The sequence below is a fragment of the Brevundimonas sp. NPDC046655 genome, from assembly GCF_044901625.1.
Lineage (GTDB): Bacteria > Pseudomonadota > Alphaproteobacteria > Caulobacterales > Caulobacteraceae > Brevundimonas.
The window spans coordinates 134,856-159,605 of record NZ_JBJDPV010000002.1 but is presented as its reverse complement, the minus strand read 5'-3'; the positions used below and the strand labels follow the sequence as shown (position 1 = coordinate 159,605).

At 68.0% G+C, this 24,750-nt stretch carries 26 protein-coding genes and 1 other RNA gene; 18 read left to right on the top strand and 9 right to left on the bottom strand.

Annotated elements, in window-relative coordinates:
- Window positions 1-3: 3 nt before the first annotated feature.
- Entirely contained in the window at window positions 4-1,173 is a 1,170-nt protein-coding gene (locus ACI2KI_RS08520) for a class I SAM-dependent methyltransferase (RefSeq protein ID WP_404619221.1), read from the bottom strand.
- A gap of 116 nt (window positions 1,174-1,289) precedes the next feature.
- Between ACI2KI_RS08520 and ACI2KI_RS08515 the strand changes: the two genes are divergently transcribed.
- The 5 genes from ACI2KI_RS08515 to purQ all read left to right on the top strand — a co-directional run bounded on the left by ACI2KI_RS08515 (window position 1,290) and on the right by purQ (window position 5,507).
- Window positions 1,290-1,775 carry a YbhB/YbcL family Raf kinase inhibitor-like protein gene (locus ACI2KI_RS08515; protein WP_404619219.1) on the top strand — a complete coding sequence of 162 codons (486 nt, stop codon included), beginning with the start codon at window positions 1,290-1,292 and terminating at the stop codon, window positions 1,773-1,775.
- Window positions 1,772-2,197 (top strand): hypothetical protein, encoded by a 426-nt coding sequence (locus ACI2KI_RS08510; RefSeq protein ID WP_404619217.1) that lies wholly within the window; start codon window positions 1,772-1,774, stop codon window positions 2,195-2,197. The genes ACI2KI_RS08515 and ACI2KI_RS08510 overlap by 4 nt, the downstream gene beginning before the upstream one ends.
- A 110-nt stretch (window positions 2,198-2,307) precedes the next feature.
- A complete protein-coding gene (locus ACI2KI_RS08505) occupies window positions 2,308-3,534 on the top strand; it encodes an MFS transporter (RefSeq protein ID WP_404619215.1) in 1,227 nt (408 codons plus the stop codon).
- A gap of 163 nt (window positions 3,535-3,697) precedes the next feature.
- Window positions 3,698-4,741, top strand: coding sequence for a beta-propeller fold lactonase family protein (locus tag ACI2KI_RS08500; RefSeq protein ID WP_404619606.1), 1,044 nt, complete (start codon window positions 3,698-3,700; stop codon window positions 4,739-4,741).
- A gap of 103 nt (window positions 4,742-4,844) precedes the next feature.
- Window positions 4,845-5,507 carry a phosphoribosylformylglycinamidine synthase subunit PurQ gene (gene purQ, locus ACI2KI_RS08495; RefSeq protein ID WP_292084100.1) on the top strand — a complete coding sequence of 221 codons (663 nt, stop codon included), beginning with the start codon at window positions 4,845-4,847 and terminating at the stop codon, window positions 5,505-5,507.
- A gap of 5 nt (window positions 5,508-5,512) precedes the next feature.
- On the opposite strand, the gene ACI2KI_RS08490 is transcribed toward purQ, so the two are convergent.
- Window positions 5,513-5,797 carry a hypothetical protein gene (locus ACI2KI_RS08490; protein WP_404619213.1) on the bottom strand — a complete coding sequence of 95 codons (285 nt, stop codon included), beginning with the start codon at window positions 5,795-5,797 and terminating at the stop codon, window positions 5,513-5,515.
- 116 nt (window positions 5,798-5,913) lie between these two features.
- Here ACI2KI_RS08490 and ACI2KI_RS08485 point away from each other — a divergent pair, with 116 nt between their 5' ends.
- The 3 genes from ACI2KI_RS08485 to ACI2KI_RS08475 are packed head-to-tail and all read left to right on the top strand — an operon-like array spanning window position 5,914 to window position 9,333.
- Window positions 5,914-6,711 (top strand): hypothetical protein, encoded by a 798-nt coding sequence (locus tag ACI2KI_RS08485; RefSeq protein ID WP_404619210.1) that lies wholly within the window; start codon window positions 5,914-5,916, stop codon window positions 6,709-6,711.
- A 46-nt stretch (window positions 6,712-6,757) separates the two neighbouring features.
- Window positions 6,758-8,968 (top strand): phosphoribosylformylglycinamidine synthase subunit PurL, encoded by a 2,211-nt coding sequence (gene purL / locus ACI2KI_RS08480; protein ID WP_404619208.1) that lies wholly within the window; start codon window positions 6,758-6,760, stop codon window positions 8,966-8,968.
- On the top strand, window positions 8,968-9,333 hold the full coding sequence (locus ACI2KI_RS08475; RefSeq protein WP_404619206.1) for an indole-3-glycerol-phosphate synthase: 366 nt from the start codon (window positions 8,968-8,970) through the stop codon (window positions 9,331-9,333). Before purL ends, ACI2KI_RS08475 begins: the two co-directional genes overlap by 1 nt.
- A gap of 1 nt (window position 9,334) precedes the next feature.
- Here the strand turns inward: ACI2KI_RS08475 and ACI2KI_RS08470 are convergent, their stop codons facing one another.
- From ACI2KI_RS08470 to ACI2KI_RS08440, 7 genes are all read right to left on the bottom strand, one after another.
- On the bottom strand, window positions 9,335-9,646 hold the full coding sequence (locus tag ACI2KI_RS08470) for a BlaI/MecI/CopY family transcriptional regulator (protein WP_404619204.1): 312 nt from the start codon (window positions 9,644-9,646) through the stop codon (window positions 9,335-9,337).
- Window positions 9,646-10,095, bottom strand: a complete 450-nt coding sequence (locus tag ACI2KI_RS08465; RefSeq protein ID WP_404619202.1) for a hypothetical protein — start codon at window positions 10,093-10,095, stop codon at window positions 9,646-9,648. Before ACI2KI_RS08465 ends, ACI2KI_RS08470 begins: the two co-directional genes overlap by 1 nt.
- A gap of 92 nt (window positions 10,096-10,187) precedes the next feature.
- Window positions 10,188-11,009: a YmdB family metallophosphoesterase gene (locus tag ACI2KI_RS08460; protein WP_404619200.1), complete on the bottom strand. Its 822-nt coding sequence runs from the start codon at window positions 11,007-11,009 to the stop codon at window positions 10,188-10,190.
- Window positions 11,006-11,551: a 5-formyltetrahydrofolate cyclo-ligase gene (locus ACI2KI_RS08455; RefSeq protein ID WP_404619198.1), complete on the bottom strand. Its 546-nt coding sequence runs from the start codon at window positions 11,549-11,551 to the stop codon at window positions 11,006-11,008. Before ACI2KI_RS08455 ends, ACI2KI_RS08460 begins: the two co-directional genes overlap by 4 nt.
- 205 nt (window positions 11,552-11,756) lie before the next feature.
- Window positions 11,757-11,917: non-coding RNA, 6S RNA (gene ssrS / locus ACI2KI_RS08450), on the bottom strand.
- Window positions 11,918-12,115: 198 nt separating this feature from the next.
- The gene (locus ACI2KI_RS08445) at window positions 12,116-12,454 is read right to left on the bottom strand and encodes a cell division protein ZapA (protein ID WP_312063792.1); all 339 of its coding nucleotides are present in this window, start codon (window positions 12,452-12,454) and stop codon (window positions 12,116-12,118) included.
- Complete coding sequence (locus ACI2KI_RS08440; RefSeq protein ID WP_404619195.1) at window positions 12,454-12,711, bottom strand: hypothetical protein; 258 nt, start codon at window positions 12,709-12,711, stop codon at window positions 12,454-12,456. The genes ACI2KI_RS08445 and ACI2KI_RS08440 overlap by 1 nt, the downstream gene beginning before the upstream one ends.
- A gap of 144 nt (window positions 12,712-12,855) precedes the next feature.
- On the opposite strand from ACI2KI_RS08440, the gene tkt reads away from it, so the two are divergent.
- The 10 genes from tkt (at window position 12,856) to fba (ending at window position 24,748) form a co-directional block, all read left to right on the top strand.
- Window positions 12,856-14,805 (top strand): transketolase, encoded by a 1,950-nt coding sequence (gene tkt, locus ACI2KI_RS08435; RefSeq protein ID WP_404619604.1) that lies wholly within the window; start codon window positions 12,856-12,858, stop codon window positions 14,803-14,805.
- Window positions 14,806-14,810: 5 nt separating this feature from the next.
- Complete coding sequence (locus tag ACI2KI_RS08430) at window positions 14,811-15,680, top strand: alpha/beta hydrolase (protein WP_404619193.1); 870 nt, start codon at window positions 14,811-14,813, stop codon at window positions 15,678-15,680.
- Window positions 15,677-16,072: a VOC family protein gene (locus ACI2KI_RS08425; protein ID WP_404619191.1), complete on the top strand. Its 396-nt coding sequence runs from the start codon at window positions 15,677-15,679 to the stop codon at window positions 16,070-16,072. Before ACI2KI_RS08430 ends, ACI2KI_RS08425 begins: the two co-directional genes overlap by 4 nt.
- Window positions 16,073-16,076: 4 nt before the next feature.
- Window positions 16,077-17,270: a formate-dependent phosphoribosylglycinamide formyltransferase gene (gene purT / locus ACI2KI_RS08420; protein WP_404619189.1), complete on the top strand. Its 1,194-nt coding sequence runs from the start codon at window positions 16,077-16,079 to the stop codon at window positions 17,268-17,270.
- Window positions 17,271-17,405: 135 nt separating this feature from the next.
- The gene (locus ACI2KI_RS08415; protein WP_404619187.1) at window positions 17,406-19,493 is read left to right on the top strand and encodes a carbon starvation CstA family protein; all 2,088 of its coding nucleotides are present in this window, start codon (window positions 17,406-17,408) and stop codon (window positions 19,491-19,493) included.
- Window positions 19,486-19,743, top strand: a complete 258-nt coding sequence (locus ACI2KI_RS08410) for a YbdD/YjiX family protein (RefSeq protein ID WP_404619185.1) — start codon at window positions 19,486-19,488, stop codon at window positions 19,741-19,743. The genes ACI2KI_RS08415 and ACI2KI_RS08410 overlap by 8 nt, the downstream gene beginning before the upstream one ends.
- Before the next feature lie 54 nt (window positions 19,744-19,797).
- Window positions 19,798-21,087 (top strand): S41 family peptidase, encoded by a 1,290-nt coding sequence (locus tag ACI2KI_RS08405; RefSeq protein WP_404619183.1) that lies wholly within the window; start codon window positions 19,798-19,800, stop codon window positions 21,085-21,087.
- A gap of 115 nt (window positions 21,088-21,202) precedes the next feature.
- Window positions 21,203-22,210: a type I glyceraldehyde-3-phosphate dehydrogenase gene (gene gap / locus ACI2KI_RS08400; protein WP_207822693.1), complete on the top strand. Its 1,008-nt coding sequence runs from the start codon at window positions 21,203-21,205 to the stop codon at window positions 22,208-22,210.
- A 116-nt stretch (window positions 22,211-22,326) separates the two neighbouring features.
- A complete protein-coding gene (locus tag ACI2KI_RS08395) occupies window positions 22,327-23,520 on the top strand; it encodes a phosphoglycerate kinase (RefSeq protein ID WP_404619180.1) in 1,194 nt (397 codons plus the stop codon).
- Window positions 23,521-23,683: 163 nt separating this feature from the next.
- Window positions 23,684-24,748: a class II fructose-bisphosphate aldolase gene (gene fba / locus ACI2KI_RS08390; protein ID WP_300196098.1), complete on the top strand. Its 1,065-nt coding sequence runs from the start codon at window positions 23,684-23,686 to the stop codon at window positions 24,746-24,748.
- Window positions 24,749-24,750: the final 2 nt, after the last annotated feature.

The window sequence follows — 24,750 nt, the reverse complement described above, 5'->3', positions numbered from 1 at the left end:
ATATCATTCGCACAGATAGTCCCGGCTCAGCGGCACGGCGGCCTGATGCTTCGCCAACTGCAGCTGGAAGACCATGTGGCCCAGTTCGCGGAAGGCGACCTCGCTGGCGGCCAGATAGAACTCCCACATCCGGCAGAACCGCTCGTCGTACATCGTCAACGCCTCGTCGCGCCGGGCCAGAAAGCGCGTCCGCCACGCCTTCAGCGTCTCGGCGTAGTGCAGGCGCAGCACCTCCATGTCCGTGACCCACAGGCCCGCCCGTTCGATGGCGGGCAGGACCTCGGACAGGGCCGGGATATAGCCGCCGGGGAAGATGTATTTGCGGATGAAGGGCTGGGTGCGGCTAGGCGGGGTCTTGCGGCCGATGGAATGGATCACCGCCACCCCGTCGTCCGCGAGCAGGCGCGCCACGCCGTCGAAAAATTCCTGATAGTTCGGCGCCCCGACGTGTTCGAACATGCCGACCGAGATGATCCGGTCGAAGGTCTGTTGCAGGTCGCGATAGTCCTGCAGCCGGAACTCCGCCCGGTCGGCCAGGCCGCGCGCCGCCGCGCGCTCATTGGCCGTGCGGTGCTGTTCGGTCGACAAGGTGACGCCGGTGACCCGCGCGCCGCGTTCGGCCATCGACAGGCCCAGGCCGCCCCAGCCGCAACCGATGTCCAGCGCGCTCTGCCCCGGCGTCAGCAGCAGCTTGTCGATCAGCCGCCGCTTCTTGGCGACCTGGGCCTGTTCCAGCGAGGCCTGCGGCGTCTCGAAGAAGGCGCAGGAATATTGCAGGTCCTCGTCCAGAAACAGCCGATAGAAGTCGACCGTCAGGTCGTAGTGGTGGTGGACATTGCTGCGCGCGTGCAACCGGTCATTGGCCTGTTCCGCGCCGCGCCGGATGCGTTGCAGCAGGGTCAGCTTCCCCGTGCGCGGGCGGATCGCCAGTTGCGAGGTCGTCAGTTGCAGAAAGTCGTAGATATCGCCGCCTTCGACCCGGAAGGTTCCGTCCATGAAGGCCTCGCCCAAGGCCAGTTCCGGATTGGCGGCGATGGCCAGGGCGGTTTTCGTATCCGCGATCTCGGCCGTCAGCTCGGGCGTTCCCGGCCCCGCCGTCAGCTCGCGCCCGTCCGGCAGACGCACCCGTACGGACCGCGTCACGAAGGTCTGATCAAGAAGGGCTTGCAGCATCCGGCGCTCCGCGCTTTGAACCTGGATCAAGCTTGGCTAGGAACAGACTGTCGCAGCGCAACGGTGTGGAAGCCCGACCGTTCCGTTGACGAACCAGATACAAGGGAGCGCCGCCGATGACCTTCACCCTTATCTCCGCCGATATCCGCGACGGCGGCGTCCTGCCCGACGCCCAGGTGAAGGCCCTGGGCGACACCTCGCCCCAACTGTCGTGGTCCGGCGCGCCGGAGGGCACGAAAAGCTACGCCGTCACCTGCTATGATCCTGACGCGCCGACCGGCTCGGGCTTCTGGCACTGGACCGTGGCCAATATTCCCGCCGATGTCGCCGAACTGGCGACGGGCGCAGGTGCCGTCGGCGGCGCGAACCTGCCCAGGGGCGCGGTTCAGGGGCGCACCGACTATGGTGAGGCCGGTTTCGGCGGCGCCGCCCCGCCCCCAGGCCACGGCCCGCACCGCTATATCTTCACCGTCTTCGCCGTGGACGTGGACCATCTGCCGGTGAGCGCCGACAACTCCGGCGCCGTCTTCGGCTTCAACCTGCACTTCCATACCCTGGCCAAGGCCTCGATCACCGCCACCTACGAAAACACCGGCGGGTGACGGCGGCGACGCGCGATCATGACCAGAGGCTGGCGGCGGTTCCCGAACTGTACCGCCGCCTGATGGCCCAACCGCTCAAGGCCCTGACGCGAGCGCGGCTGCCGGCGTCGGGGGCGGTCTACGTCTTCTATCAGGAGGACGAGCCGATCCATGTGGGCAGCCCGCCCCATCTGGAGGAGCGAATGCTGGCGCCCTCGCTGCGCCTGGCGCTGGCCGCCCAGGTGCACAAGCCCAGCCACGGCGCCGCCCGGATCAGCGTCAGCGAGCCCCCGCCTCGACCCGGTCGCCGCAAACCGATCAAGGCGCGCTGGCTGGCCGTGTCCGATGGTCACGACCGGTTGCTCCTGGAACTTTACGCCGCCCAGACCCTGGGCCTGTCGGTGTCGCACCCCAAGGTCCGCGCAGAACTGACTGCGGCCTGAGCCGCAGCGCATACAAAGCGTGATGACATGATCGCCCCGCCAAGGTTGCGCCTTCGGCGGCGGCCCCTATTTTGCGACGCAGCGTAAAGTTTGTTGCATTGCGATAGTTCATGCTCCCCACCGACACCGCCGCCTGTATCGACGAGCACGTTTGCGCGCCGTCGCCCGCGATGGAGACGGTGGCCGCCCCCGGCAAGGTGGCCCTGGTCCTGCTGGCCCTGGCCATGGGCGGCTTCGCCATCGGGGTGACCGAGTTCGCGGCCATGAGCGTCCTGCCTGACTTCGCGGCGGGTCTGGGCGTCGACGAGCCGACCGCTGGGCACGTCATCAGCGCCTACGCCGCCGGCGTCGTGGTCGGAGCGCCCATCCTGGCCGTACTGGGCGCGCGTCTGCCGCGCTGGCTGCTGCTGATCGGCTTCATGGCCCTGTTCGCGGTCGGCAATGCGTTGAGCGCCATCGCCCCCACCTATGAGTGGATGCTGGCCTTCCGCTTCCTCAGCGGCATTCCCCACGGCGCCTATTTCGGCGTGGCGGCCCTGGTCGCGGCCTCGCTGGTGCCGCTGAGGCTGCGCACCCGCGCGGTGTCCACCATCTTGCTGGGCCTGACCGTCGCCACCGTCATCGGCGTGCCGGTCGCCACCGCCGTCAGCCACAGTTTCGGCTGGCGCTGGACCTTCGCCATCGTCAGCGTCCTGGCCGTCGTCACCATGGCCCTGGTCGCCCTGTTCGCCCCACGCGATCCAGCCCACGCCGACGCCAGCCCCCTGCGCGAATTGGGCGCTCTGAAGCGCGGGCAGGTCTGGCTGACCCTGGGTGTCGGGGCCATTGGCTTCGGCGGCATGTTCGCGGTCTACGCCTATCTGGCCTCGACCCTGACCGCCGTGACCGGCGTCGAGCCCGAGGTCCTGCCCTGGGTCTTCGCCATTTTCGGTCTGGGCATGATGAGCGGCAACCTGCTGGGGGCCTGGGCCGCCGACCGATACGGCATGAAGGCGGCGGGCGGACTGCTGCTGTGGAGCGCGGCGGCGCTGGCCCTCTATCCCTTCGCGGCCCCGCACCTGTGGGCCATGCTGATCGTGGTCTTCCTGATCGGCGGCGGCGGCGGGCTGGGTTCCATCCTGCAGACCCGCCTGATGGACGTGGCCGGCGACGCCCAGACCCTGGCCGCCGCCCTGAACCACTCGGCCTTCAACACCGCCAACGCCATCGGCCCCCTGCTGGGCGGCATGGCCGTGGCGGCGGGCTGGGGCTGGACCTCGACCGGCTGGGTCGGCGTGGCCCTGTCGCTGGGCGGTTTCGCGGTCTGGGTGGTGGCCTGGCTGACCGGACGCGGCTGAACGTCGTGATCACATGCGCGGCTAAAGCGTTGCCATAAACAACGAAGAATGCTTTTCCCTCCACGGCCAGAAACTGGGTTTCTTACGAAAAAGGGGAGACACGCTCTTGATCACGCCCGTTTCCAGACGAGCCCGACGCGCGCTTCTCGGCGTCGTCCTTTCAATGGGCCTGGCCAGCCCTGCGTTCGCCCAGACCTTGTACGTCGCAAACGCCGGCTCAAACACGGTGTCGATCGTTCGCCCCAACGAGGGGAACTCGATCCATAACGTCGCCGTCGGAACCAACCCTCAGGGCATTGCGATCTCGCCCAACAGCGCCCGCGCCTATGCCGCCAACGCCGGCGGCGGCTCCGTTTCGGTCATCGACACCGCCAACCACACCCAGTTGACCGCCATTCCCGTTGGAAACACGCCCTATAGCGTGGCGGTATCGCCCAACGGCGCCCGCGCCTACAGCGCCAACTTCGGCTCGGACACCGTCTCGGTCATCGACACGTCCAGCAATGCGGTCATCGCCACGGTGAATGTCGGCGGCGGCCCCATCAGCGTGGCCGTCTCGCCCGACAACGCCTTTGTTTACGCCGTCAACTTCAACAGCAGCACCGTCTCTGTCATCCAGACGAGCAACAACACCGTCGTCGCCAGTGTTCCGGCGCAGGCCTCCGCCTACAATGTCGCGTTCTCGAGCGACGGAAGCTTCGCCTATGTCGCCAACGGCAACGGCGGCTCCCTGACGAAGATCAGGACAAGCGACCACACTGTGATCGGCAACTACCCCGTCGGCTCCACCCCTCACGCCTCGGCGGTGCATCCGAACGGCAATTCCGTCCATGTCGCCAGCTACAGCTCCAGCGGCGTTGTTTACGGCTATGACACGACCACTCATGCCCAGACATCCGCCACCAACGTAGGGTCGAACCCTCACTCGCTCGCCTTCTCAGGCGACGGATCGCGCCTCTACGTCGCCAACTACGGCGTCCATGCGGGCGGCGTTGCAGGAACGATCTCGGTCATCGACACGGCGACGAACACCGTGGTCGACACCGTTACGGTCGGCGTCAATCCTTCCAGCATCGCGGTGGGCCCCACGACGACGTCGTCCCCCGCCGCCGTTCCCACGCTGACGGAGTGGGCCATGATCCTGTTGACCATGGTCCTGGCGGGCTTTGCGGTCCTGACCCTGCAGCGCCGTCGCCAAACAGCCTGAGTTGGACATCCAAGCGACAGGAAGGGCCGCCCCGCCGTGGGCGGCCTCTTCATTTTGCGGTCCCGCCTGACATTCCTCGCGAAGGGTGCTAGGAGGCCCGCCCATGAGCGCAGCCGTCATCGTCTTCCCGGGTTCCAACTGCGACCGCGACTGCAAGGTCGCCGTCGAACGTTCCACTGGCGAACAGGTCCAAATGGTCTGGCACGCCGAGACCGAGCTGCCGAAAGGCCTCGATCTGATCGTCCTGCCGGGCGGCTTCTCCTACGGCGACTATCTGCGCTGCGGCGCGATGGCGGCCCAGGCCCCGATCATGCAGGCCGTCAAGAAGGCCGCCGACGACGGCGTCACCGTGGTCGGCATCTGCAACGGCTTCCAGGTCCTGTGCGAAGCCGGCATGCTGCCGGGCGCCCTGCTGCGCAACGCCGGTCTGAAATACGTCTGCAAGCCGATCAGCCTGACGGTCGCCAATGGCCAGACCCGCTTCACCTCGGGCTATCAGGGCCAGCGCGAAGTCGTCATGACCCAGGGCAACGGCGACGGGAACTACTTCGCCGACGCCGAGACCCTGGCGCGTCTCGAGGGCGAGGGTCAGGTGGTGTTCCGCTATGTCGACAACCCCAACGGCTCGGTCGCCGACATCGCCGGCATCCAGAACGAACGCGGCAATGTGCTGGGCATGATGCCCCACCCCGACCGCGCCTTCGAAGCCGAGCTGGGCAGCGCCGACGGCGCCGTCCTGTTCCAGAGCATCTACGCCGCCGCCTGATCGGTCTAGGCGTCGGACTCCTTGTCCAGCTGCTCCTTGTCGTCATCCTGAAGCGGCTTCCTACGGTCCAGCACGCTGGCGCTGCGGCCCAGTTCGTCGACCTCGATCTCCGGCTCGATCGGTTCGCCGTCTTCATCCAGCGGGCGCTCCAGCGTGCCCACCGCGCCCGACTCGCCGATCGCCGCCAGTTCGCGGGCGCCGACGCCCAGTCCCTGCTCCAGGGCGCGATTGGTCTCCACCTCGTCGGTGTCGAGGGCCGGGTCCTCCGGCAGGTCGTCAGGGTCGGCCATGGCGGTCTCCTTGTTGAGCCTTTCCTGAGCTAAGCGACGTTCCGCCTTCACGGTTCCGGTGAACCAATCGCGCCGCTGACGCGTACATACGGCGAAGCTGAGCCGGAGACGCCCGCATGTCCGCCATCGAACGCCCTACGCCTGCCCAGCAGACCCGCCGTCTGGCCGTGCTGGCCGCCGTCGTCTTCGCCGTGGTGGTTCCCATTGTGCAGAACCTGGGCGGGTTCGGCCTGTCACAGGCCGAGTTCGCGGCGGACGGCAATCAGACCCTGCAGGTGGCGGGCTACGCCTTTTCGATCTGGGGCCTGCTCTATCTCGGCCTGCTGGCCTACGCCGGGCGACAGGCCCTGCCGCAGACGGGCGAGAGCCTGCTGATCAACCGCCTGGGCTGGCCCTCGGCGGTGGCGATGTTCGGCATCGGCATGTGGATCATCGCCGCCGCCCTGAACCTGAAGGCGGCCAGCGTGGTCATCATCTTCGCCTCCCTGCTGGCCCTGCTGGTGCTCCTGCTGGCGACAGCCAGGACCATTCGCACCACCGGCGTCATGGAGCGGGACCGTTGGTTGCTGATCTGGCCGCTGGCGGCGCTGGCGGGCTGGCTGACCATCGCCGCGCCGCTGAACCTGATCACCACGGCGACAGCCTTCGACGCCCTGCCCGCCTTCGCCTCGCCCACGGCTTGGGCCATGGCGGCGATCGTGGTCGTGGTTCTGGTGGGGATCGAGGTCACGCTTTACCTGCGCACCATGGCCTACTCTCTTCCCATCGCCTGGGGTCTGGTCGGGGCCTTCGTGGCGGAACAGGAGCGGAATCCGTTGCTTGGCTTCACCGCCCTGGGCGCCGCCTTCCTGCTGGTGGTCGCCGCCGTGATCCTGGTCTTCGGTCTGAAACGCGGGATCGAGCGCGCCCGCTGAACGGACGGGCTGACAGGAGGCTCAGACCCGGCTAGAAGCCCCGCCCATGAGCGCTCCGCAAAAGACCACCGCAGAATTGGCCGCTGAATACGGTCTGGCTCCGAACGAGTATGAGGTCCTGCTGGACCGGCTGGGCCGAGAGCCCAACCAGGTCGAGCTGGGCGTCTTCTCGGTCATGTGGTCCGAGCACTGCTCCTACAAATCCTCCAAGAAGCAGCTGATGAAGTTCCCGGTCACGGGACCGCGCGTCATCTGCGGCCCGGGCGAGAACGCCGGGGTCATCGACATCGACGACGGCGACGCCTGCATCTTCAAGATGGAGAGCCACAACCACCCCTCCTATATCGAGCCCTATCAGGGCGCGGCGACGGGCGTAGGCGGCATCATGCGCGACGTCTTCACCATGGGCGCCCGCCCGGTGGCCTTGCTGAACGCCCTGCGCTTTGGCGACCCGTCGCACGAGAAGTCCAAGCGCCTGGTCAAGGGCGTGGTCGCCGGCATCGGCGGCTACGGCAACTGCGTCGGCGTGCCGACGGTCGCGGGCGAGACCAACTTCCACAAGGGCTACAACGGCAACATCCTGGTCAACGCCATGTGCGTCGGCCTGGCCCGCGCCGATGAAATCTACTATTCGGCCGCGCCGGAAGCCGGCCATGACGTGGTCTATTTCGGCTCCAAGACGGGCCGCGACGGCATCCACGGCGCCACCATGTCCTCGACCGAGTTCGACGACGAGTCGGAGGCCAAGCGCCCCACCGTCCAGGTCGGCGACCCCTTCGCCGAGAAGCTGCTGATCGAGGCCACGCTGGAGCTGATGGCCTCGGGCGCCGTGGCCGCCATCCAGGACATGGGCGCGGCGGGCCTGACCTCTTCCTCGGTCGAAATGGCCGGCAAGGGCGGCGTCGGCGTCGAGCTGGACCTCGACAAGGTGCCCCAACGCGAAGAGGGCATGACCGCCTATGAGATGATGCTGTCGGAAAGCCAGGAGCGCATGCTCGCGGTCCTGAAGCCGGGCTTCGAGGACGTCGGCTATCGCATCTTCCAGAAGTGGGGTCTGGACTTCGCCATCATCGGCAAGACCACCAACACCGGCCATCTGGTGCTGAAGCATCACGGCGAGGTGGTCTGCGACGTGCCGCTGGCCCCGCTGTTCGACGACGCCCCCCTCTACGACCGTCCCTGGGTCCAGCCGGAACTGCAGCCGCGCCTCGACCCGGCCGAGGTTCCGGCCCCCGAGAGCTGGAATGACGCGGTGATCAAGGTGATCGCCTGCCCCGACATGGCGTCCAAGCGCTGGATCTGGGAACAGTACGACCGTCACGTCATGGCCGACACCCTGCAGGACTCCTCGACCGGCGCCGACGCCGGCGTGGTCCGCGTCCACGGCACCGACAAGGGCCTGGCCGTGACCAGCGACTGCACCCCGCGCTATGTCCAGGCCGACCCCTATGAGGGCGGCAAGCAGGCTGTGGCCGAGGCCTGGCGCAACCTGACCGCCGTGGGCTCGCGTCCCATCGCCATCACCGACAACCTCAACTTCGGCAACCCGCAGCGCCCCGAGATCATGGGCCAGATCGTGCGCGCCACCGACGGCATGGCCGAGGCCTGCCGCGAGCTGGACTTCCCCGTCGTCTCGGGCAACGTCTCGCTCTACAACGAGACCAACGGCATCGCCATTCCGCCGACCCCGACGGTCGGCGCGGTCGGCCTGCTGACCAACTACGACGTGGTGACCGGCTTCGGCGGCGTGGTCGAGGGCGATGTCCTCGTCCTGATCGGTCAGACGCACGGCGAACTGGGCGCCTCCATCTATCTGCGCGAGGTTCTGAACCGCGAAGACGGCGCCCCGCCGCCGGTGGACCTGAAGCTGGAACGCAAGACCGGCGACTTCGTGCGCGGTCTGATCGAGACCGGCGAACTGACGGTCGTTCACGACCTGTCGGACGGCGGTCTGGTCGGCGCCGCCGCCGACCTGGCTTTGGCCTCTGACGTCGGCATCGAGCTGAACGCCTCCAGCGCCGCCCATGCCCACGGCTTCCTGTTCGGCGAGGACCAGGCCCGCTATCTGGTCGCCGTCTCGGACGCCGAGGCCCTGATCGCCAAGGCCCAGGAAGCCGGTCTGCACGCCTCGGTCGTCGGCGTCGCCAAGGGCGCGGACTTCGCCTCCTCGGGTCCGAAGGGCGAGCTCTATCGCATCCCCGTCGCCCACCTGCGCGAAATCCACGAAGGCTGGATGCCGAACTGGATCGAGGGCTGATGCGCCTGCACGCCGTCGCTTTCGTCGTCGCCGGCGCGGCCCTTCTGGCCGCCTGCGACTTCGAGGGCGGCGACCCGGTCCAGCACGCCCTGCGCGACGCGGCCGCCGCCCGGCAAGCCGCCGCGCTGAAGACCACCGAGGAAGAACAGGCTGCGGCGGCCAAGCGGGCTGCGCCTGTGTCCGCCGAGGGCGATGAGCTGTCGCGCCTGATCGCCGCACGCCGTCAGGCCGTCGCTGACACCCGCGCCCTTCTGGCCGCCACCACCGACCCGGCGCTCAAGGGCCAGTTGACCGGCGATCTCAAGGCCGAGGAGGGCCGCCTGCGCGCCTTGGAAACGCGACTGGCGACGCCGAAACCGAACTAACTCAGTCCGACCGCAGGGCATTGAGCAGGGCTTGCCGATCGCCCTTGAATAGACGGTCCGCCAGCGCCTGCACCTCGCCCTCGACATAGGCCTGACGGCTGACCAGGGCGCGATACTGCTGCCGCCCGTCGTCCCGTTCGGACAGCACCGCCCCCTTACGCATCAGGCGGTGCAACAAGGTCTTGATCGTGGCGTCTCCCCAGGCCTGAGCCGCCTTGACCTCGGCCAGCAGAGCCTTGGCCGAAAGCGGGCCGCGTCGCCACAGGGCGGCCAGAACCTCGCTTTCGGCTTCGGTGATCGGAATTCGGCTCATCAGACCCGCAGCACGGCGCGGTCGATCCGCGCCTCCACCGCCCAGTGGGCGATCACCGCCACCACGCCCGACAGCAGACCCAGCACCAGAAGCAGTGACGCCTCTGCGATGGCCGGCGCCCAGATCACCAGATTGGTCTGGCCTATCTCGGCCACGGCCATAAAGCCCGTCAGGGCGATATAGGCCGCCCCCAGCAGGCTGATCAGCGGTCCGCCCAGCCGCAGGGCCGACAGGAAGGCCGAGCCGCCGGTCAGCCTTGAGCCGGACGCCAACTTGACCGCAGCCACCACGACAGCCGCGATGGTCGCCGCGATCAACAGCACCATGATCAGCTTCATGAAGACATTGGCGTCGACGAAGACCTGCCCCATGCCGAAGCGTTCGGCGGCGAAGGCCGGACTTGCGAGGAACGCTAGGGAAAGCGGAACAAAACGCAGGATACGAAGCACGGGACCCTCCTGATTACGTTTGTAGCCATCAAAAGCTACAAGTGTAATCTTTCCTGTCAATCGTTTTGTCAGCGCAACGGCCAGGCCGTGTATCAGACCTGCGGGATGGCTTGGCTCAACCGTCCGCCGACGCGGATGGGCTCGACCCGCTTGGCCAGTCCGGTGCGGTCGTCCGTCTCGACGAAGACGCCGCAGATGGTGGCCGGGCCGCTGGCGGGGATGTAGCGCCCGCCGGACAGCCGCGTGGTGAAGCGGCGCAGCGGCTCTTCCTTGTCATTGCCGATGACCGAGTCATAGTCGCAGCAGCCGCCAGCGTCGGTCTGATAGGCCGTGCCGTGGGGCAGGATCTGGGCGTCGGCGGTCGGGACGTGGGTGTGGGTGCCGACAACCAGGCTGGCGCGGCCGTCGCAGAAATGGCCCATGCCCATCTTCTCGCTGGTGGCCTCGGCGTGCATATCGACGATGACGGCGTCGGCGACGACGCCCAGGGGCGCAGCCTCCAGCTCGCGCTCAACGGCGCTGAAGGGGTCGTCCATCGGGTCCATATGGACGCGGCCCAGGACGTTGATGACCAGAACCCGACGACCGTCGGCGGTGACGAAGACATCGGCGCCGCGACCCGGCGCATCCATCAGGCGGGGATAGTTGGCCGGACGGATCAGGCGCGGCTCGCGCACGATATAGGTCAGGGCCTCGCGCTGGTCCCAGCTGTGATTGCCTAGCGTCAGGACATCGGCCCCGGCGGCGAAGATCTCGCGCGCCGTGTTCTCGGTGATGCCGAAGCCGCCCGCGGCGTTCTCGGCGTTGACCACCACGAAGTCGAGCTTGAGGTCGCGCCTCAGCCCCGGAAGATGATCCGTCAAACCATCGCGCCCGGACTTGCCGACCACGTCACCGAAAAATGCCAATCTCATACGGCGGCTCTATAGCCGGTCTCGGTCAAAACGCCATGCAGACGCATGTCGTGCGGCTCCAGCGCCAGGCGCTCGACCGCCTGTCCGGCATAGGCGAAGCCGACGCGCACGGCGTCCGGCAGGACCACGAAGGTCCGGTCGTAATAGCCGCCCCCCTGCCCCAGCCGCCCGCCGTGAGCGTCAAAGGCCAGCAGCGGCGTCAGGATCAGGTCGGGCGTCACGACCTCGCTCAATGGTAGGGGCGCGGGGCAGCCGGCGGCGTCCAGCTCAAGCGGCTCGCCCGGCGCCCAGGCGCGGAAGATCATGGCGGCGTCGCGCTCGATCACCACCGGCAGACACAGGCGACGCCCCGCCTGATTCAGGGCGACGGCCAGGGCGTCCGTGTCCAGCTCCGACCCCATGGCGCGATAGAGGGCCACCGTGTCGCCCGACGGCAAAGCCTCGGCATGACCGGCGGCGCGCTCGGCGGCTTCGTTGTCGATCTCGGCCAGGCGCTTGCGCAGGGCGCGCATGGAGGCGCGGAGTTCGTGTTTGGAGGTCATGGCAACCTGCCTTCCGCCGTCATCCTCGGGCTTGACCCGAGGATCGAGCCAACCGGCGCGCTGAAGACCGGACAGGTTGAGCGCGTCGCGCAACCCGATCCTCGGGTCAAGCCCGAGGATGACGGCTAAACGCGAGTGTGAATGAAAGCGCGCTCAAGCCGCGAGCGACCGCGTCGCAAGCATAGCGCACAAAATGAGATGGGGTGGCGGCGCCGCGTGAACCGTGAGGACGGTTTAAATCCTCTCGACCTGGGTAGCCAGGTGGGCTCCGTATGCCCAGGCCCTCGAGCCCGGACAGGGACAGATCCCTATGAGTGAATTAAGGTCAGAAGGATATGTTGTCTTCGACGTGAGCCGCAGCAGGACCCGCCGTCGAGCAAGATAGGCGGTCCGGTGGGATTCAACAATGGCCTCTCCCTCCCCATTTTGGGGAGGGTGGTCGCGCAGCGACCGGGTGGGGAGGAGGTGGCGATGCTGGGCGGAGCGGTTGATTTGCCTTGCCGCCCCCACCCGTCTGTCGCTTCGCGCCAGCCACCCTCCCCATGAAGGGGAGGGAGAATTGCCTCAGATCGTCTGGCAGATCTTCTCGATGCGGGCCGCGACCGCGTTCAGGGCCTCGGCCACGCCGTCGCCGGGCGGGGGCGGCGGGGCCTTTTTCGGGCCGTCCTCGACCGCTGGGCCCTGGCCGTTTTCCAGACGCTGACGCGCCTCGTGCAGTTCGTCGGCCAGCATCAGCGAAGCCATGAGGAACAAACGCAGGTCGCCGACATGGCCGACGTCGCCGGCGATCTGACGCACATGGGTGTCGAACTGGCGGGCCAGGATGCCGACGCGCTCTTCCTGGCCGTCGGCGCAGCCCACCGCATAGGAACGGCCGTTGACCTCTACCGTGACGGTCGCCATCAGCGCGCCTCCTGCTCGGCCAGAACCTCGCGCACGGCCTCGGCGGCGCGGCCCAGGGCCTCGGCGGCGTCGCGGCTTGCGGCTTCCAGTTCGGTGATCCGCACCAGGTCGGCGGCGTTCGACGGGCGCGGCGCGAACAGGTCGTCGTCGGTGATGGCGGGGGCGGTGGCCGGACGCGCCTTCAGCTCCAGCACTCTGCGTTCCAGCAGGGCCAGGGCCTTGTCGATGCGTGTCTTTGCGGCCGTAACGGCGTCCATTGGGGTCCTTTCGTCCAGATTCCGTATAGAACCTGTGCGCGCGTCAGGGTAAAGGCGGCGCGCCCCCGCTTTATCCTGTTCCTGAGGAAAGGTCTCGCCGTGACCGACGCCCAAGCCGCATTCGCCAAGCCTTCGCCCAAGCAGATGGCGGACGCCATCCGCGTCCTGTCCATGGACGGCGTTGAAAAGGCCAAGAGCGGCCACCCCGGCATGCCCATGGGCATGGCCGACGTCGCCACCGTCCTCTACTCGAAATTCCTGAAGTTCGACGCCAGCCGCCCCGACTGGGCCGACCGCGACCGCTTCATCCTGTCGGCGGGCCACGGCTCCATGCTGATCTACAGCCTGCTGCACCTCACGGGCTACAAGGACGCGACCCGGGAACAGCTGGAAAACTTCCGCCAATGGGGCTTCAAGACCGCCGGTCACCCCGAGTACGGCCACATGGCCGGGATCGAGACGACCACCGGCCCGCTGGGTCAGGGCCTGGCCACCTCGGTCGGCTTCGCCCTCGCTGAGCGCCATCTGGCCGCCCGCTTCGGCAAGGATCTGGTGGACCACCGCACCTGGGTCGTCGCCGGCGACGGATGCCTGATGGAAGGCGTGTCGCAGGAGGCCATTGCGCTTGCCGGTCGCCTGAAGCTGAACAAGCTCTGCGTCCTGTGGGACGACAACGAAATCACCATCGACGGCAAGGTGTCCCTGTCGGACGCCACCGACCAGTTGGCCCGCTTCAAGGCCTCGGGCTGGGCGGTCAAGGCCATCGACGGCCATGACTACAAGCAGATCCAGAAGGCCCTGGCCTGGGCGACCAAGCAGGACAAGCCGACGCTGATCGCCTGCAAGACCAAGATCGGCAAGGGCGCCGCCACCATGGAGGGCAGCCACAAGACCCACGGCGCCGCCCTGGGCGCCACCGAGATCGCCGCCACGCGTCAGGCCCTGCACTGGCCCTTCGCCCCGTTCGAACTGCCGGAAGGCGTCCAGAAGGCCTGGGCCAAGGTCGGCAAGCAGGGCGCCAAGACCCGCAAGGGCTGGGAAGCCCGCCTGCTGAACCACGCCCAGCGCGACGACTTCACCCGCGCCATGGCCGGCGACCTGCCCAACGGCGCCTTCGAGACGCTTGAAGCCAAGCTGAAGGAACTGGTCTCGACCCAGCCTGCCATGGCCACGCGCCAGTCGTCGGGCGAAGCGCTGGAGACGGTGTTCGCCGCCATCCCCGAGCTGATCGGCGGCTCGGCCGACCTGACCGGCTCGAACAACACCTTCGTCAAGGATACCCAGATCCTCGACGCTCCCGACTACGCCGGTCGCTACCTGAACTACGGCATCCGCGAATTCGGCATGGCCGCGGCGATGAACGGCCTGGCCCTGCATGGCGGGGTCATCCCCTATGCCGGCACCTTCATGGCGTTCGCGGACTACAGCCGCCCGGCCATCCGCCTGGGCGCCCTGATGGGCGTGCGCGTGGTTCACGTCCTGACCCATGACTCGATCGGTCTGGGCGAAGACGGCCCGACGCACCAGCCGGTCGAGCACCTGGCGGCCCTGCGCGCCATCCCCAACCTGATGGTCTTCCGTCCCGCCGACACGGTCGAGGCGCTGGAGTGCTGGCAGGTCGCCCTGCAGCACAAGAAGACGCCGTCGGGCATGTGCCTGTCGCGTCAGAAGACCCCGGCTGTCCGTCTGACCGACGCGGGCGAGAACCTGTCGCGCAAGGGCGCCTATGAGCTGAAGGCCGCCAACGGCGTGGCGAAAGTCACCCTGTTCGGCACCGGCACCGAAGTCGCCCTGGCGCTGAAGGCCGCCGAGACGCTGGAGGCCGAAGGCGTGCCGACCCGCGTCGTCTCGGTCCCCTGCTTCGAACTGTTCGAGCAGCAGCCCAAGGCCTATCAGGACGCCGTCATCGGCCGCGGCACCGTCCGCGTCGCCGTGGAAGCCGCCATCAAGCAGGGCTGGGAACGCTTCATCGGCGAAGACGGCGGCTTTGTCGGCATGACCGGCTTCGGCGCCTCCGCCCCGGCCGAAGTCCTCTACCGCGAGTTCGGCATCACCGCCGAGGCCGTGGTCGCAGCCGCCAAGGCCCGACTGTAAGCCAGATGCGCCGTCTCGCCCTCGTCCTCAGCTTCGGCTTGTCGATGGCGAGCGGCGCTACCGCCCTGGCCCAGACTGCCGAGGCCCAGACCACCGTCCCCGTGGCGGTCGAAACGCCGATCGTCATCGGCCAGTCCTACGCCCTGCCCTCGGCCGTCATGGGCCAGGCGCGCGAGATCAACGTCTGGCTGCCGCCCGGCTATGAGCGCAGCGGCCAGACCTATCCGGTCCTCTATGTGCTGGACGGCGGTCAGGATCAGGACTTCCACCACATCTCGGGCATCGCCCAGCTGGGGACCATCGTCGGCACCACCCGCGACGTTATCGTCGTCGGCATCGCCTCGGTCGACCGCCGCAACGAACTGGCCCTGCCGACTGAAAACGCCGAGCTGATCGCCCGCTATCCGACGCAGGGCCAGTCCGAACGCTTCCGCCGTTTCATCGGCGAAGAGGTCCAGCCCTTCATCGCCGGGCGCTTCCGCACCAATGGCGAGACGGCCCTGATGGGCGAATCGCTGGCGGGCCTGTTCGTGGTTGAGACCTTCCTGAAGGAACCGCAGATGTTCGACGCCTATGTCGCCGTCAGCCCCAGCCTGTGGTGGGACGGCGGGCGGCTGGCCCGGCAGTCGGGGGCGCATCTGCGCGACCATTCCAACGACCCGCGCACCCTGATCCTGACGCTGGGCGACGAGGGCGAGGAGATGCAGGCGCCGATGGACGTCCTGACCGCCAATCTGCGCGACCACGCCCTGCCCGGCGTCACCTGGGACTTCACCCCGCGCCCGAGCGAGAGCCACGCCAGCATTTATCACGGCGCCGCCCTGGACGCCTTCCGCCGCCTCTATGCGGTTCCTGCCCTCGAGATCGCCCCATGAGCCATCTCGGCGCTGTCAGCCTGTTGGTCCGCGATTATGACGAGGCCATCGCCTTCTTCGTCGGCAAGCTGGGCTTCGAGCTTTCCGAAGACACCGACATGGGCGGAGCCAAGCGCTGGGTGCGGGTCACGCCCAAAGGCGGGCAGACCTCCCTGCTGCTAGCCAAGGCGACGACGCCGGAACAACTGGCCCGGATCGGCGATCAGGCGGGCGGGCGCGTCTGGCTGTTCCTCTACACCGACGACCTGATGCGCGATCACGCCGCCTGGCTGGAAGCCGGCGTCGTCTTCCGCGAAACGCCCCGTCACGAGACCTATGGCAAGGTGGTGGTCTTCGAAGACCTCTACGGCAACGCCTGGGACCTGATCGAACCTGCTGCTACCGGAGCCTGACGCCATGAAGATCGGCACCCCGCTTACCGACCACGCCACGCGCGTCATGCTGCTCGGCTCGGGCGAGCTGGGCAAGGAGGTGGCCATCGAGCTGCAGCGTCTGGGCGCCGAGGTGATCGCGGTGGACCGCTACGCCAACGCCCCGGCCATGCAGGTGGCGCACCGCAGCCACGTCATCCCCATGACCGATCCTCAGGTGCTGAACGGCCTGATCATGGCCGAGGCCCCGCACATCATCGTGCCGGAGATCGAGGCCATCGCCACCGACGCCCTGGCGGCCATCGAGGCGGCGGGTCTGGCGCGCGTCATCCCCACCGCCCGCGCCACCCAGCTGACCATGAACCGCGAGGGCATCCGCCGTCTGGCCGCCGAGGAGCTGGGCCTGCCGACCAGCCCCTACGCCTTTGCGGGCTCCGCCGAAGAACTGGCGGCGGGGGCTGAGGCCGTGGGCTTCCCCTGCTTCGTCAAGCCGGTGATGTCGTCCTCGGGCAAGGGCCAGTCCTATGTCGAACGCGCCGATCAAGTCGCCGACGCCTGGGCCTATGCGGAAGGCTCGGGCCGGGTCGCGGGCGGCCGGGTCATCGTCGAGGGCCGCATCGCCTTCGACTATGAGATCACCCTGCTGACCGTGCGGTCTTTGCGCGACGGCGCCGTGCGCACCGACTTCTGCGCTCCCATCGGCCATCGCCAGCAGAAGGGCGACTATGTCGAAAGCTGGCAGCCGCAGATCATGAGCGAGGCCGCGTTGACGGCGGCGCAGGACATTGCGGGCAAGGTCACGGACGCCCTGGGCGGTCTCGGCGTCTTCGGCGTCGAACTGTTCGTCACCGGCGATCAGGTCTGGTTCTCCGAGGTCTCGCCGCGCCCGCACGACACCGGGCTGGTGACCCTGGCGACCCAGACCATGAGCGAGTTCGCCCTGCACGCCCGCGCCATCCTCGGCCTGCCCGTGGACGTCACCCTGCGCGAGCCCGGCGCCAGCGCCGTCATCTATGGCGGTCTGGAGGCCGAGGGCGTGGTCTATGAGGGCGTGGCCGAGGCCCTGTCGGTGCCGACCGCCGACCTGCGCCTGTTCGGCAAGCCCGAGGCCTTCGAGCGTCGCCGCATGGGCGTGGCCCTGGCCCGCGGCGCCGACACGGATCAGGCGCGCGAGCGGGCGACCGAGGCGGCGGGCAAGGTGCGGGTGGTCAAACCCTGAAAAAACGCGGCAAAGCTTGCCCTGACTGTAAAATAAAGGCGCCGACCTTCGACTTTAGTCGGTTGGCGCCGGCCCCATAAAGGGTTCAGAAATGCCGAAAGGTCGCACCCAAGCCGACCCGGAGGACCGTTCGTCATGGGCAAGCTCAAGACCGCGCTAATTTTTGGCGCCATAGCCATACTGGGGGCGATCGCCCTCGCCGTCATCGCCCTGCACCAGGGCGAGAGCATCAGCGCCGTCTGGATCGTGGTCGCGGCGCTCTGCGTCTACGCCATCGCCTACCGCTTCTACGCCCGCTATCTGGCCGGAAAGGTCATGGGGCTGAACGCGAAACGGCCCACGCCGGCGGTGCGCCATAACGACGGGCTGGACTATGTGCCGACGCCCCGCAACGTCCTGTTCGGTCACCATTTCGCGGCCATCGCAGGCGCGGGGCCTCTGGTCGGGCCGGTGCTGGCGGCGCAGATGGGCTATCTGCCCGGCGTGCTGTGGATCCTGGTCGGCGCGGTTCTGGCCGGCGCGGTGCAGGACATGATGGTCCTGTTCATGTCCACCCGCCGCGACGGTCGCTCGCTGGGCGACATGGTCCGCACCGAAATGGGCCCCATTCCCGGCATCATCGCCCAGGTCGGCGTGCTGATGATCATGGTCATCATCCTGGCGGTTCTGGCCCTGGTCGTGGTCAAGGCGCTGGCTGAAAGCCCGTGGGGCACCTTCACGGTGGCCGCCACCATCCCCATCGCCGTCTTCATGGGCCTCTACACCCGCTACCTTCGGCCCGGCCGCGTGGGCGAGGTCTCGGTCATCGGCGTCGTCCTGCTGATCCTGGCCATCATCGGCGGCGGTCATATCGCGGCTGATCCCTTCTGGGGTCCGGCCTTCACCCTGTCGGGCACCACCCTGGCCATCGCCATGATGGTCTATGGCTTCGTCGCCTCGGTCATTCCGGTCTGGCTGCTGCTGGCCCCGCGCGACTACCTGTCCACCTTCCTGAAGATCGGCGCCATCGTCGCCCTGGCCGTCGGCATCCTGATCGTGCGCCCGCACGTGCAGATGCCCGCCATCACCCCCTTCATCGACGGCACCGGCCCGGTCTTCTCCGGCGCCCTCTTCCCCTTCCTGTTCATCACCATCGCCTGCGGCGCCGTCTCCGGCTTCCACGCCCTGATCTCCTCGGGCACCACGCCCAAGCTGCTGGAGAACGAGAACCAGATCCCGCTGATCGGCTATGGCGCCATGCTGTGCGAGAGCTTCGTGGCCATCATGGCACTGATCGCCGCCACCGTGCTGGATCCGGCCGTCTACTTCGCCATGAACAGCCCGGTCGCGGTGATCGGCGACAACGCCGCCTCCGCCGCCGCCGCCGTGGCCCAGTGGGGCTTCCACATCACTCCGGCTGAGCTGGAGCAGCTGGCCCGCGACGTGGGCGAGCACTCCATCCTGTCGCGTGCGGGCGGCGCCCCGACCCTGGCCGTCGGCATGGCCCACATCCTGTCGGGCGTCATCGGCGGCAAGGCCATGATGGCCTTCTGGTACCACTTCGCCATCCTGTTCGAGGCCCTGTTCATCCTGACCACGGTCGACGCCGGCACCCGCGTCTGCCGCTTCATGATCCAGGACCTGCTGGGCGTGGCCGTGCCCAAGATGCGCGAGACCAAGTCCTGGACCGCCAACGTCGTGGCCACGGCCCTGACGGTCAGCCTGTGGGGCTACTTCCTCTACACCGGCGTGGTCGATCCGCTCGGCGGCATCAACAGCCTGTGGCCGCTGTTCGGCATCGCCAACCAGATGCTGGCCGCCGTCGCCCTGATCCTGGGCACCGTCGTCCTGTTCAAGATGAAGCGCGAGCGCTTCGCCTGGGCCACGGCGGTCCCGGCGGTCTGGCTGCTGATCTGCACCCTGACGGCGGGCTTCCAGAAACTGCTGCATCCCGACGTCAAGATCGGCTTCCTGGCCCATGCGCGGAAGTATCAGGACGCCCTGACCGCCGGCGACATCCTGGCCCCCGCCAAGACGGCGGGCGACATGCACCGCATCATCATCAACGACTATGTCAACTCGGCCCTGACGGCGGGCTTCCTGTTCGTGGTCCTGACCATGGTGGTCTATGGGGTGCGCGCCTGCCTCAAGGCCCGGAAGATCAACCACCCGACCGTGGTCGAGCAACCCGCCACCCATGAGTTGACGCTGGAGGACGAAGCCATGGACGCGGCCCGTGCCTAGGCCCTCCCCCCAGGTGGAAGAACCGGCTGGCGGCGCAGACCTGCTCTGCGTCTGCCGCGCTGCCCTGGTGCGGTGGGGCAAGGACGCCCGCCGCACCGCCAGCCTCATGGTCGGCCAGCCCGACTATGAGGTCTATGTAGCCCACGCCGAGACCACCCATCCCGACCAGCCGCCGCTGGACCGCACGGCCTTCTTCCGCCTGCACGAAGCGCGCAGGTTCGGGGCGGGCGGCGCCTTCCGCTGCTGCTGAGACCTTACCGCGAGTTCACTCGCCAAGACGGGGCGGCGGCATAAGCTGAGGGGCATGAAAACGCCCGCCCTAGTAGTCGCCCTGCTCCTCGCCGCCTCGCCCGCCCTGGCGCGACAGACCGAGGCTCCCGCCGCGCCCCGCATCGTCGTGGGCCAGATCGCGGCCGCCATTCGCGACGCCTATTTCGATCCCGCCAAGGCCGAGGTCATCGCCGCGGCGCTGGAAGCTGAAGCCGCCCAGGGCCGGTACGACAGCCTGACCGATCCCCGCGATCTGGAAACAGCCCTGACCGCGCGGCTGGAACCCTACGACCAGCATTTCAGCGTCGGCAAACCGGCGCCGTCGGGCCCTGCTCCCGCACCCTCGGCGACGGCGTCGTCGATCCTCTCCCCGGTGCCCTTTCCCCTCGTCGCCGCCCGTGGCGGCCAGGGCTTCCGCGCGGTCCAGATCCTGCCCGGCAATGTCGGCCTGATCGACATGCGGATGTTCTCCCACTTCCAGGGGGCCGAGGATCCGGCTCGCAAACAGGTCGACGCCGCGCTTCAACTGATCTCGGGAGCCGACGCCGTCATCATCGATCTGCGCAACAACGGCGGCGGTTCGCCCGCCATGGTCGGCTATCTGGTCAGCGCCTTCGTCGGGCCGGACGCCGACGTCTATAACCGCTTCCATTCCCGCGAGGGCGAAAGCCGCGAGGCCCCGGCCCAGCCCTATGCCGCCCCGCGCCTGGACGTGCCGGTCTATGTCCTGATCCGCGGCCGCACCGGCTCGGCGGCCGAGGCCTTCGCCTACACAATGCAAGCGGCCAGGCGCGCCGTCATCGTCGGCGAGACCTCGGGCGGCGCGGCCAATCCCGGCGGTCCCGTCTTCACGCCCTCGGGCTATCGCATCTTCATCTCGACCGGCTCGCCGACCAATCCCCTGACCGGCGGCAACTGGGAGAAGATCGGCGTCCGCCCCGACGTGGCCGTGCCTGCCGAGGAGGCGCTGGATGCGGCCTGGAAGAGCGCGCTGGCCGGCCAGTCCGGCGCCGCGCCCGCCGCCGCGACAGAGGCTGTATGGGTGCGAGAAGCCCTGGACGCCAAGCCCGCCGCGTTCGACACCGCCGCCTACCTCGGCGCCTATGGCGGCTCCGTGGTTCAGGCCAGCGCGGAGGGCCTGACCTGGAAGAACGAGCGCCGCCCGGCCTGGCGTCTGCGCCTCCTGTCGCCCGACCTCTTCTTCGACGTGGACGAGCCCTATCGCCGCATCCGCTTCGTGCGCGACGAGACCGGCCGCGTCACCGCGCTGGAGGTTCTCGACAGCCAGACCGGCGTCACTCGCCTGCTGCGCCGCTCCGCCTAGGTTTGGGTTCGGTTACACCCGATCACACCTTGTTACGGGCGCGGGGTTGAATCGTGACGCCGATAGTCCGAGAAGGCATCCAACTAAAAACCGTCCTTGCTCAGGAGACCTCCCCATGACCGTTCGCGTCGCCATCAACGGCTTCGGCCGCATCGGCCGCCTCGTGCTTCGCTCGATCGTCGAGCATGGCCGCAAGGACATCGAGGTCGTGGCGATCAACGACCTGGGTCCGGTCGAGACCAACGCCCACCTGCTGCGCTACGACTCGGTGCACGGCCGCTTCCCCGGCACCGTGACCTCGGGCGAGGACTGGATCGACGTCGGCACGGGCAAGATCAAGGTCACGGCCGAACGCGACCCGGCCAACCTGCCCCACGCCGAGCTGAAGGTCGACATCGCCTTCGAGTGCACCGGGATCTTCACCTCCAAGGACAAGGCCTCGGCTCACCTGAAGGCCGGCGCCAAGCGCGTCCTGGTCTCGGCCCCCGCCGACAACGCCGACAAGACCATCGTCTTCAAGGTCAACCATGAGACCCTGACCGCCGATGACATCGTCGTCTCGAACGGTTCGTGCACCACCAACGCCCTGGCGCCCGTCGCCAAGGTGCTGAACGACCTGTTCGGCATCGAGCGCGGCTACATGACCACCATCCACGCCTACACCGGCGACCAGCCGACGCTGGATACGATGCACAAGGACCTGTACCGCGGCCGCGCCGCAGCCCTGTCCATGATCCCGACCTCGACCGGCGCCGCCAAGGCCCTGGGCCTGGTCCTGCCGGAACTGAAGGGCAAGCTGGACGGCTCGTCGATCCGCGTCCCGACCCCGAACGTCTCGGTCGTGGACCTGAAGGTCGTCGCCGCCCGCGACGTGACGGTCGAGGAAATCAACGCCGCCCTGCAAGCCGCCGCCGACGGCCCGATGAACGGCGTCCTGTTCACCACGACCGACCCGCTGGTCTCGTCGGACCTGAACCACATCGCCGCCTCGTCGACCGCCGCCCTGCCGCAGACGCAAGTCATCGACGGCAAGCTGGCCCGCGTCCTCAGCTGGTACGACAACGAGTGGGGCTTCGCGACCCGCATGGCCGACACCGCCCTGGTGATGGCCAAGTTCCTCTGATCCGGCCTCGCGCCTGACAGACTGCTGACCTATCAAGGGGCTCTCGCCGATCGGCTGAGGGCCCCTTGTTTCAAGACGACGGGCTTATGGCCCACATTCCCAGACGGATTCTCCCCATGACCTTCCGCACCCTCGACGACGCCGCTGACCTGTCCGGCCAGACCGCTCTGGTCCGCGTGGACTTCAACGTGCCGATGGAGGGCGGCAAGGTCGCCGACGACACCCGCCTGAAGGCCGCCCTGCCGACCATCCACCGTCTGCGCGAAGCCGGCGCAAAGGTGGTGCTGCTGGCCCACTTCGACCGGCCCAAGGGCGAGCGCGTGGCCTCGATGAGCCTGCGCCCCGTGGTCGAGCCGCTGGAGCTGCTGCTGCACGGCCCCGTCCGTTTCGCCGACGACTGCGTGGGCGATGAGGCCAAGGCCGCCGTGGCCGACCTCGACGCCGGCGGCGTGCTGCTGCTGGAGAACGTCCGTTTCCACAAGGGCGAGGAAAAGAACGACCCGGCCTTCGCCGCGCAACTGGCGGAACTGGGCGACCTCTACGTCAACGACGCCTTCTCGGCCGCCCACCGCGCCCACGCCTCGACGGAAGGGCTGGCCCGCCTCAAGCCCGCCTATGCCGGCTGCGCCATGGCCCGTGAGCTGTCGGCCCTGGACGCGGCGCTCGGCAATCCGCAGAAGCCCGTCATCGGCATCGTCGGCGGCGCCAAGGTCTCGACCAAGCTGGACCTGCTGAAGAACCTGGTCGCCAAGCTGGACTACCTGGCCATCGGCGGCGGCATGGCCAACACCTTCCTGCACGCGCAAGGCGTCGATGTCGGCGGTTCGCTATGCGAGAAGGACCTGGCCGAGACCGCGCTCGAAATCATCGAGGAAGCCCGTCAGAAGGGCTGCGAGCTGCTGCTGCCGGTCGACGTCGTGGTCGCCAAGGGCGTCAAACCGGGCATCGAATCGGGCGTCCGCGCCCTGGACCGCATCGCCGCCGACGACCTGATCCTGGACGCCGGGCCTGAGACCGTCGCCCGTCTGGTCCGCGCCATGGACCTGTCGAAGACCCTGATCTGGAACGGCCCGCTGGGCGTGTTCGAGGTCCCACCCTTCGACAAGGCCACGGTCGCCGCGGCCAAGCACGCCGCCGAACTAGCCAAGGCCGGCAAGCTGGTCGCCGTGGCCGGCGGCGGCGACACCGTCGCGGCCCTCAACCATGCGGGCACAGCCGACGACATGACCTTCGTCTCCACCGCCGGCGGCGCCTTCCTGGAATGGATGGAAGGCAAGGTGCTTCCCGGCGTCGAGGCCCTGCGCGCCTGACCTGACCTTTTGTCAGACTTCTGGACCCCGCCTCCTTGCAGAGGCGGGGTTTTCCGTACCTTCCGCTTCAGCGAACGCCGGGTTGGTCTGGTGACCCGGCGTGACTTCCCCGCCCCTTCGGGCTAAAGCCTCGGCAAAACAATACCGGCTCAGGAGAATACCCATGGCGCGCATCACGCTGCGACAACTGCTCGACCACGCGGCGGAGCACGACTACGGCCTGCCGGCCTATAACATCAACAACATGGAGCAGGGTCTGGCGATCATGGAGGCGGCCCATGAGGTCAACGCCCCGGTCATCATCCAGGCCTCGCGCGGCGCCCGCTCCTACGCCAACGACATCATCCTGGCCAAGCTGATCGACGGCCTGGCCGAGCTCTATCCGCACATCCCGGTCTGCATGCACCAGGACCACGGCAACGGCCCGGCCACCTGCGCCACCGCCATCCAGTACGGCTTCACCTCGGTGATGATGGACGGCTCGCTGGAAGAAGACGCCAAGACCCCCGCCTCCTACGAATACAATGTCGACGTCACCCGTCGCGTCACCGAAATGGCCCACTCCTGCGGCGTCTCGGTCGAGGGTGAACTGGGCGTGCTCGGCTCACTGGAGACCGGCATGGGCGAGGCCGAAGACGGCCACGGCTTCGAAGGCAAGCTGGACCACTCGCAACTGCTGACCGACCCGGATCAGGCCGTCGACTTCGTCAAGGCCACCAAGGTCGACGCTCTGGCGATTGCGATGGGCACCTCGCACGGCGCCTACAAGTTCACGCGCCAGCCGGACGGCGACGTCCTGGCCATGAACGTGATCGAGGAAATCCACCGCCGCCTGCCCAACACCCACCTGGTGATGCACGGCTCGTCCTCGGTGCCGCAGGACCTGCAGGACATCATCAACGCCTACGGCGGCCAGATGCCCCAGACCTGGGGCGTGCCGGTCGAGGAGATCCAGCGCGGCATCAAGCACGGCGTGCGCAAGATCAACATCGACACCGACAACCGGATGGCCATCACCGGCGCCATCCGCAAGGTCCTGGCCGAGAAGCCCAGCGAGTTCGACCCTCGCGCCTATCTGAAGCCCGCCAAGGAAGCCATGCGCAAGCTGTGCATCGAGCGCTACCAGCAGTTCGGCTGCGAAGGCCAGGCGTCCAAGATCAAGCCCCTGTCCACCGCACAGATGGCCAAGCGCTACGCCGCCGGCGAGCTGGACCCGCGCATCGGCTGATC

Bases quoted from the DNA above. Each gene is read 5' to 3' on its own strand.
- ACI2KI_RS08520 (WP_404619221.1), bottom strand. From the start codon at position 1,173: ATGCTGCAAGCCCTTCTTGATCAGACCTTCGTGACGCGGTCCGTACGG.
- purT (WP_404619189.1), top strand. From the start codon at position 16,077: ATGAAGATCGGCACCCCGCTTACCGACCACGCCACGCGCGTCATGCTG.
- ACI2KI_RS08405 (WP_404619183.1), top strand. From the start codon at position 19,798: ATGAAAACGCCCGCCCTAGTAGTCGCCCTGCTCCTCGCCGCCTCGCCC.
- ACI2KI_RS08460 (WP_404619200.1), bottom strand. From the start codon at position 11,009: ATGAGATTGGCATTTTTCGGTGACGTGGTCGGCAAGTCCGGGCGCGAT.
- ACI2KI_RS08395 (WP_404619180.1), top strand. From the start codon at position 22,327: ATGACCTTCCGCACCCTCGACGACGCCGCTGACCTGTCCGGCCAGACC.
- ACI2KI_RS08475 (WP_404619206.1), top strand. From the start codon at position 8,968: ATGCGCCTGCACGCCGTCGCTTTCGTCGTCGCCGGCGCGGCCCTTCTG.
- ACI2KI_RS08500 (WP_404619606.1), top strand. From the start codon at position 3,698: ATGGGCCTGGCCAGCCCTGCGTTCGCCCAGACCTTGTACGTCGCAAAC.
- ACI2KI_RS08445 (WP_312063792.1), bottom strand. From the start codon at position 12,454: ATGGCGACCGTCACGGTAGAGGTCAACGGCCGTTCCTATGCGGTGGGC.
- gap (WP_207822693.1), top strand. From the start codon at position 21,203: ATGACCGTTCGCGTCGCCATCAACGGCTTCGGCCGCATCGGCCGCCTC.
- purQ (WP_292084100.1), top strand. From the start codon at position 4,845: ATGAGCGCAGCCGTCATCGTCTTCCCGGGTTCCAACTGCGACCGCGAC.
- ACI2KI_RS08505 (WP_404619215.1), top strand. From the start codon at position 2,308: ATGCTCCCCACCGACACCGCCGCCTGTATCGACGAGCACGTTTGCGCG.
- fba (WP_300196098.1), top strand. From the start codon at position 23,684: ATGGCGCGCATCACGCTGCGACAACTGCTCGACCACGCGGCGGAGCAC.
- purL (WP_404619208.1), top strand. From the start codon at position 6,758: ATGAGCGCTCCGCAAAAGACCACCGCAGAATTGGCCGCTGAATACGGT.
- ACI2KI_RS08470 (WP_404619204.1), bottom strand. From the start codon at position 9,646: ATGAGCCGAATTCCGATCACCGAAGCCGAAAGCGAGGTTCTGGCCGCC.
- tkt (WP_404619604.1), top strand. From the start codon at position 12,856: ATGGCGGACGCCATCCGCGTCCTGTCCATGGACGGCGTTGAAAAGGCC.
- ACI2KI_RS08485 (WP_404619210.1), top strand. From the start codon at position 5,914: ATGTCCGCCATCGAACGCCCTACGCCTGCCCAGCAGACCCGCCGTCTG.
- ACI2KI_RS08415 (WP_404619187.1), top strand. From the start codon at position 17,406: ATGGGCAAGCTCAAGACCGCGCTAATTTTTGGCGCCATAGCCATACTG.
- ACI2KI_RS08430 (WP_404619193.1), top strand. From the start codon at position 14,811: ATGCGCCGTCTCGCCCTCGTCCTCAGCTTCGGCTTGTCGATGGCGAGC.
- ACI2KI_RS08515 (WP_404619219.1), top strand. From the start codon at position 1,290: ATGACCTTCACCCTTATCTCCGCCGATATCCGCGACGGCGGCGTCCTG.
- ACI2KI_RS08490 (WP_404619213.1), bottom strand. From the start codon at position 5,797: ATGGCCGACCCTGACGACCTGCCGGAGGACCCGGCCCTCGACACCGAC.
- ACI2KI_RS08425 (WP_404619191.1), top strand. From the start codon at position 15,677: ATGAGCCATCTCGGCGCTGTCAGCCTGTTGGTCCGCGATTATGACGAG.
- ACI2KI_RS08440 (WP_404619195.1), bottom strand. From the start codon at position 12,711: ATGGACGCCGTTACGGCCGCAAAGACACGCATCGACAAGGCCCTGGCC.
- ACI2KI_RS08455 (WP_404619198.1), bottom strand. From the start codon at position 11,551: ATGACCTCCAAACACGAACTCCGCGCCTCCATGCGCGCCCTGCGCAAG.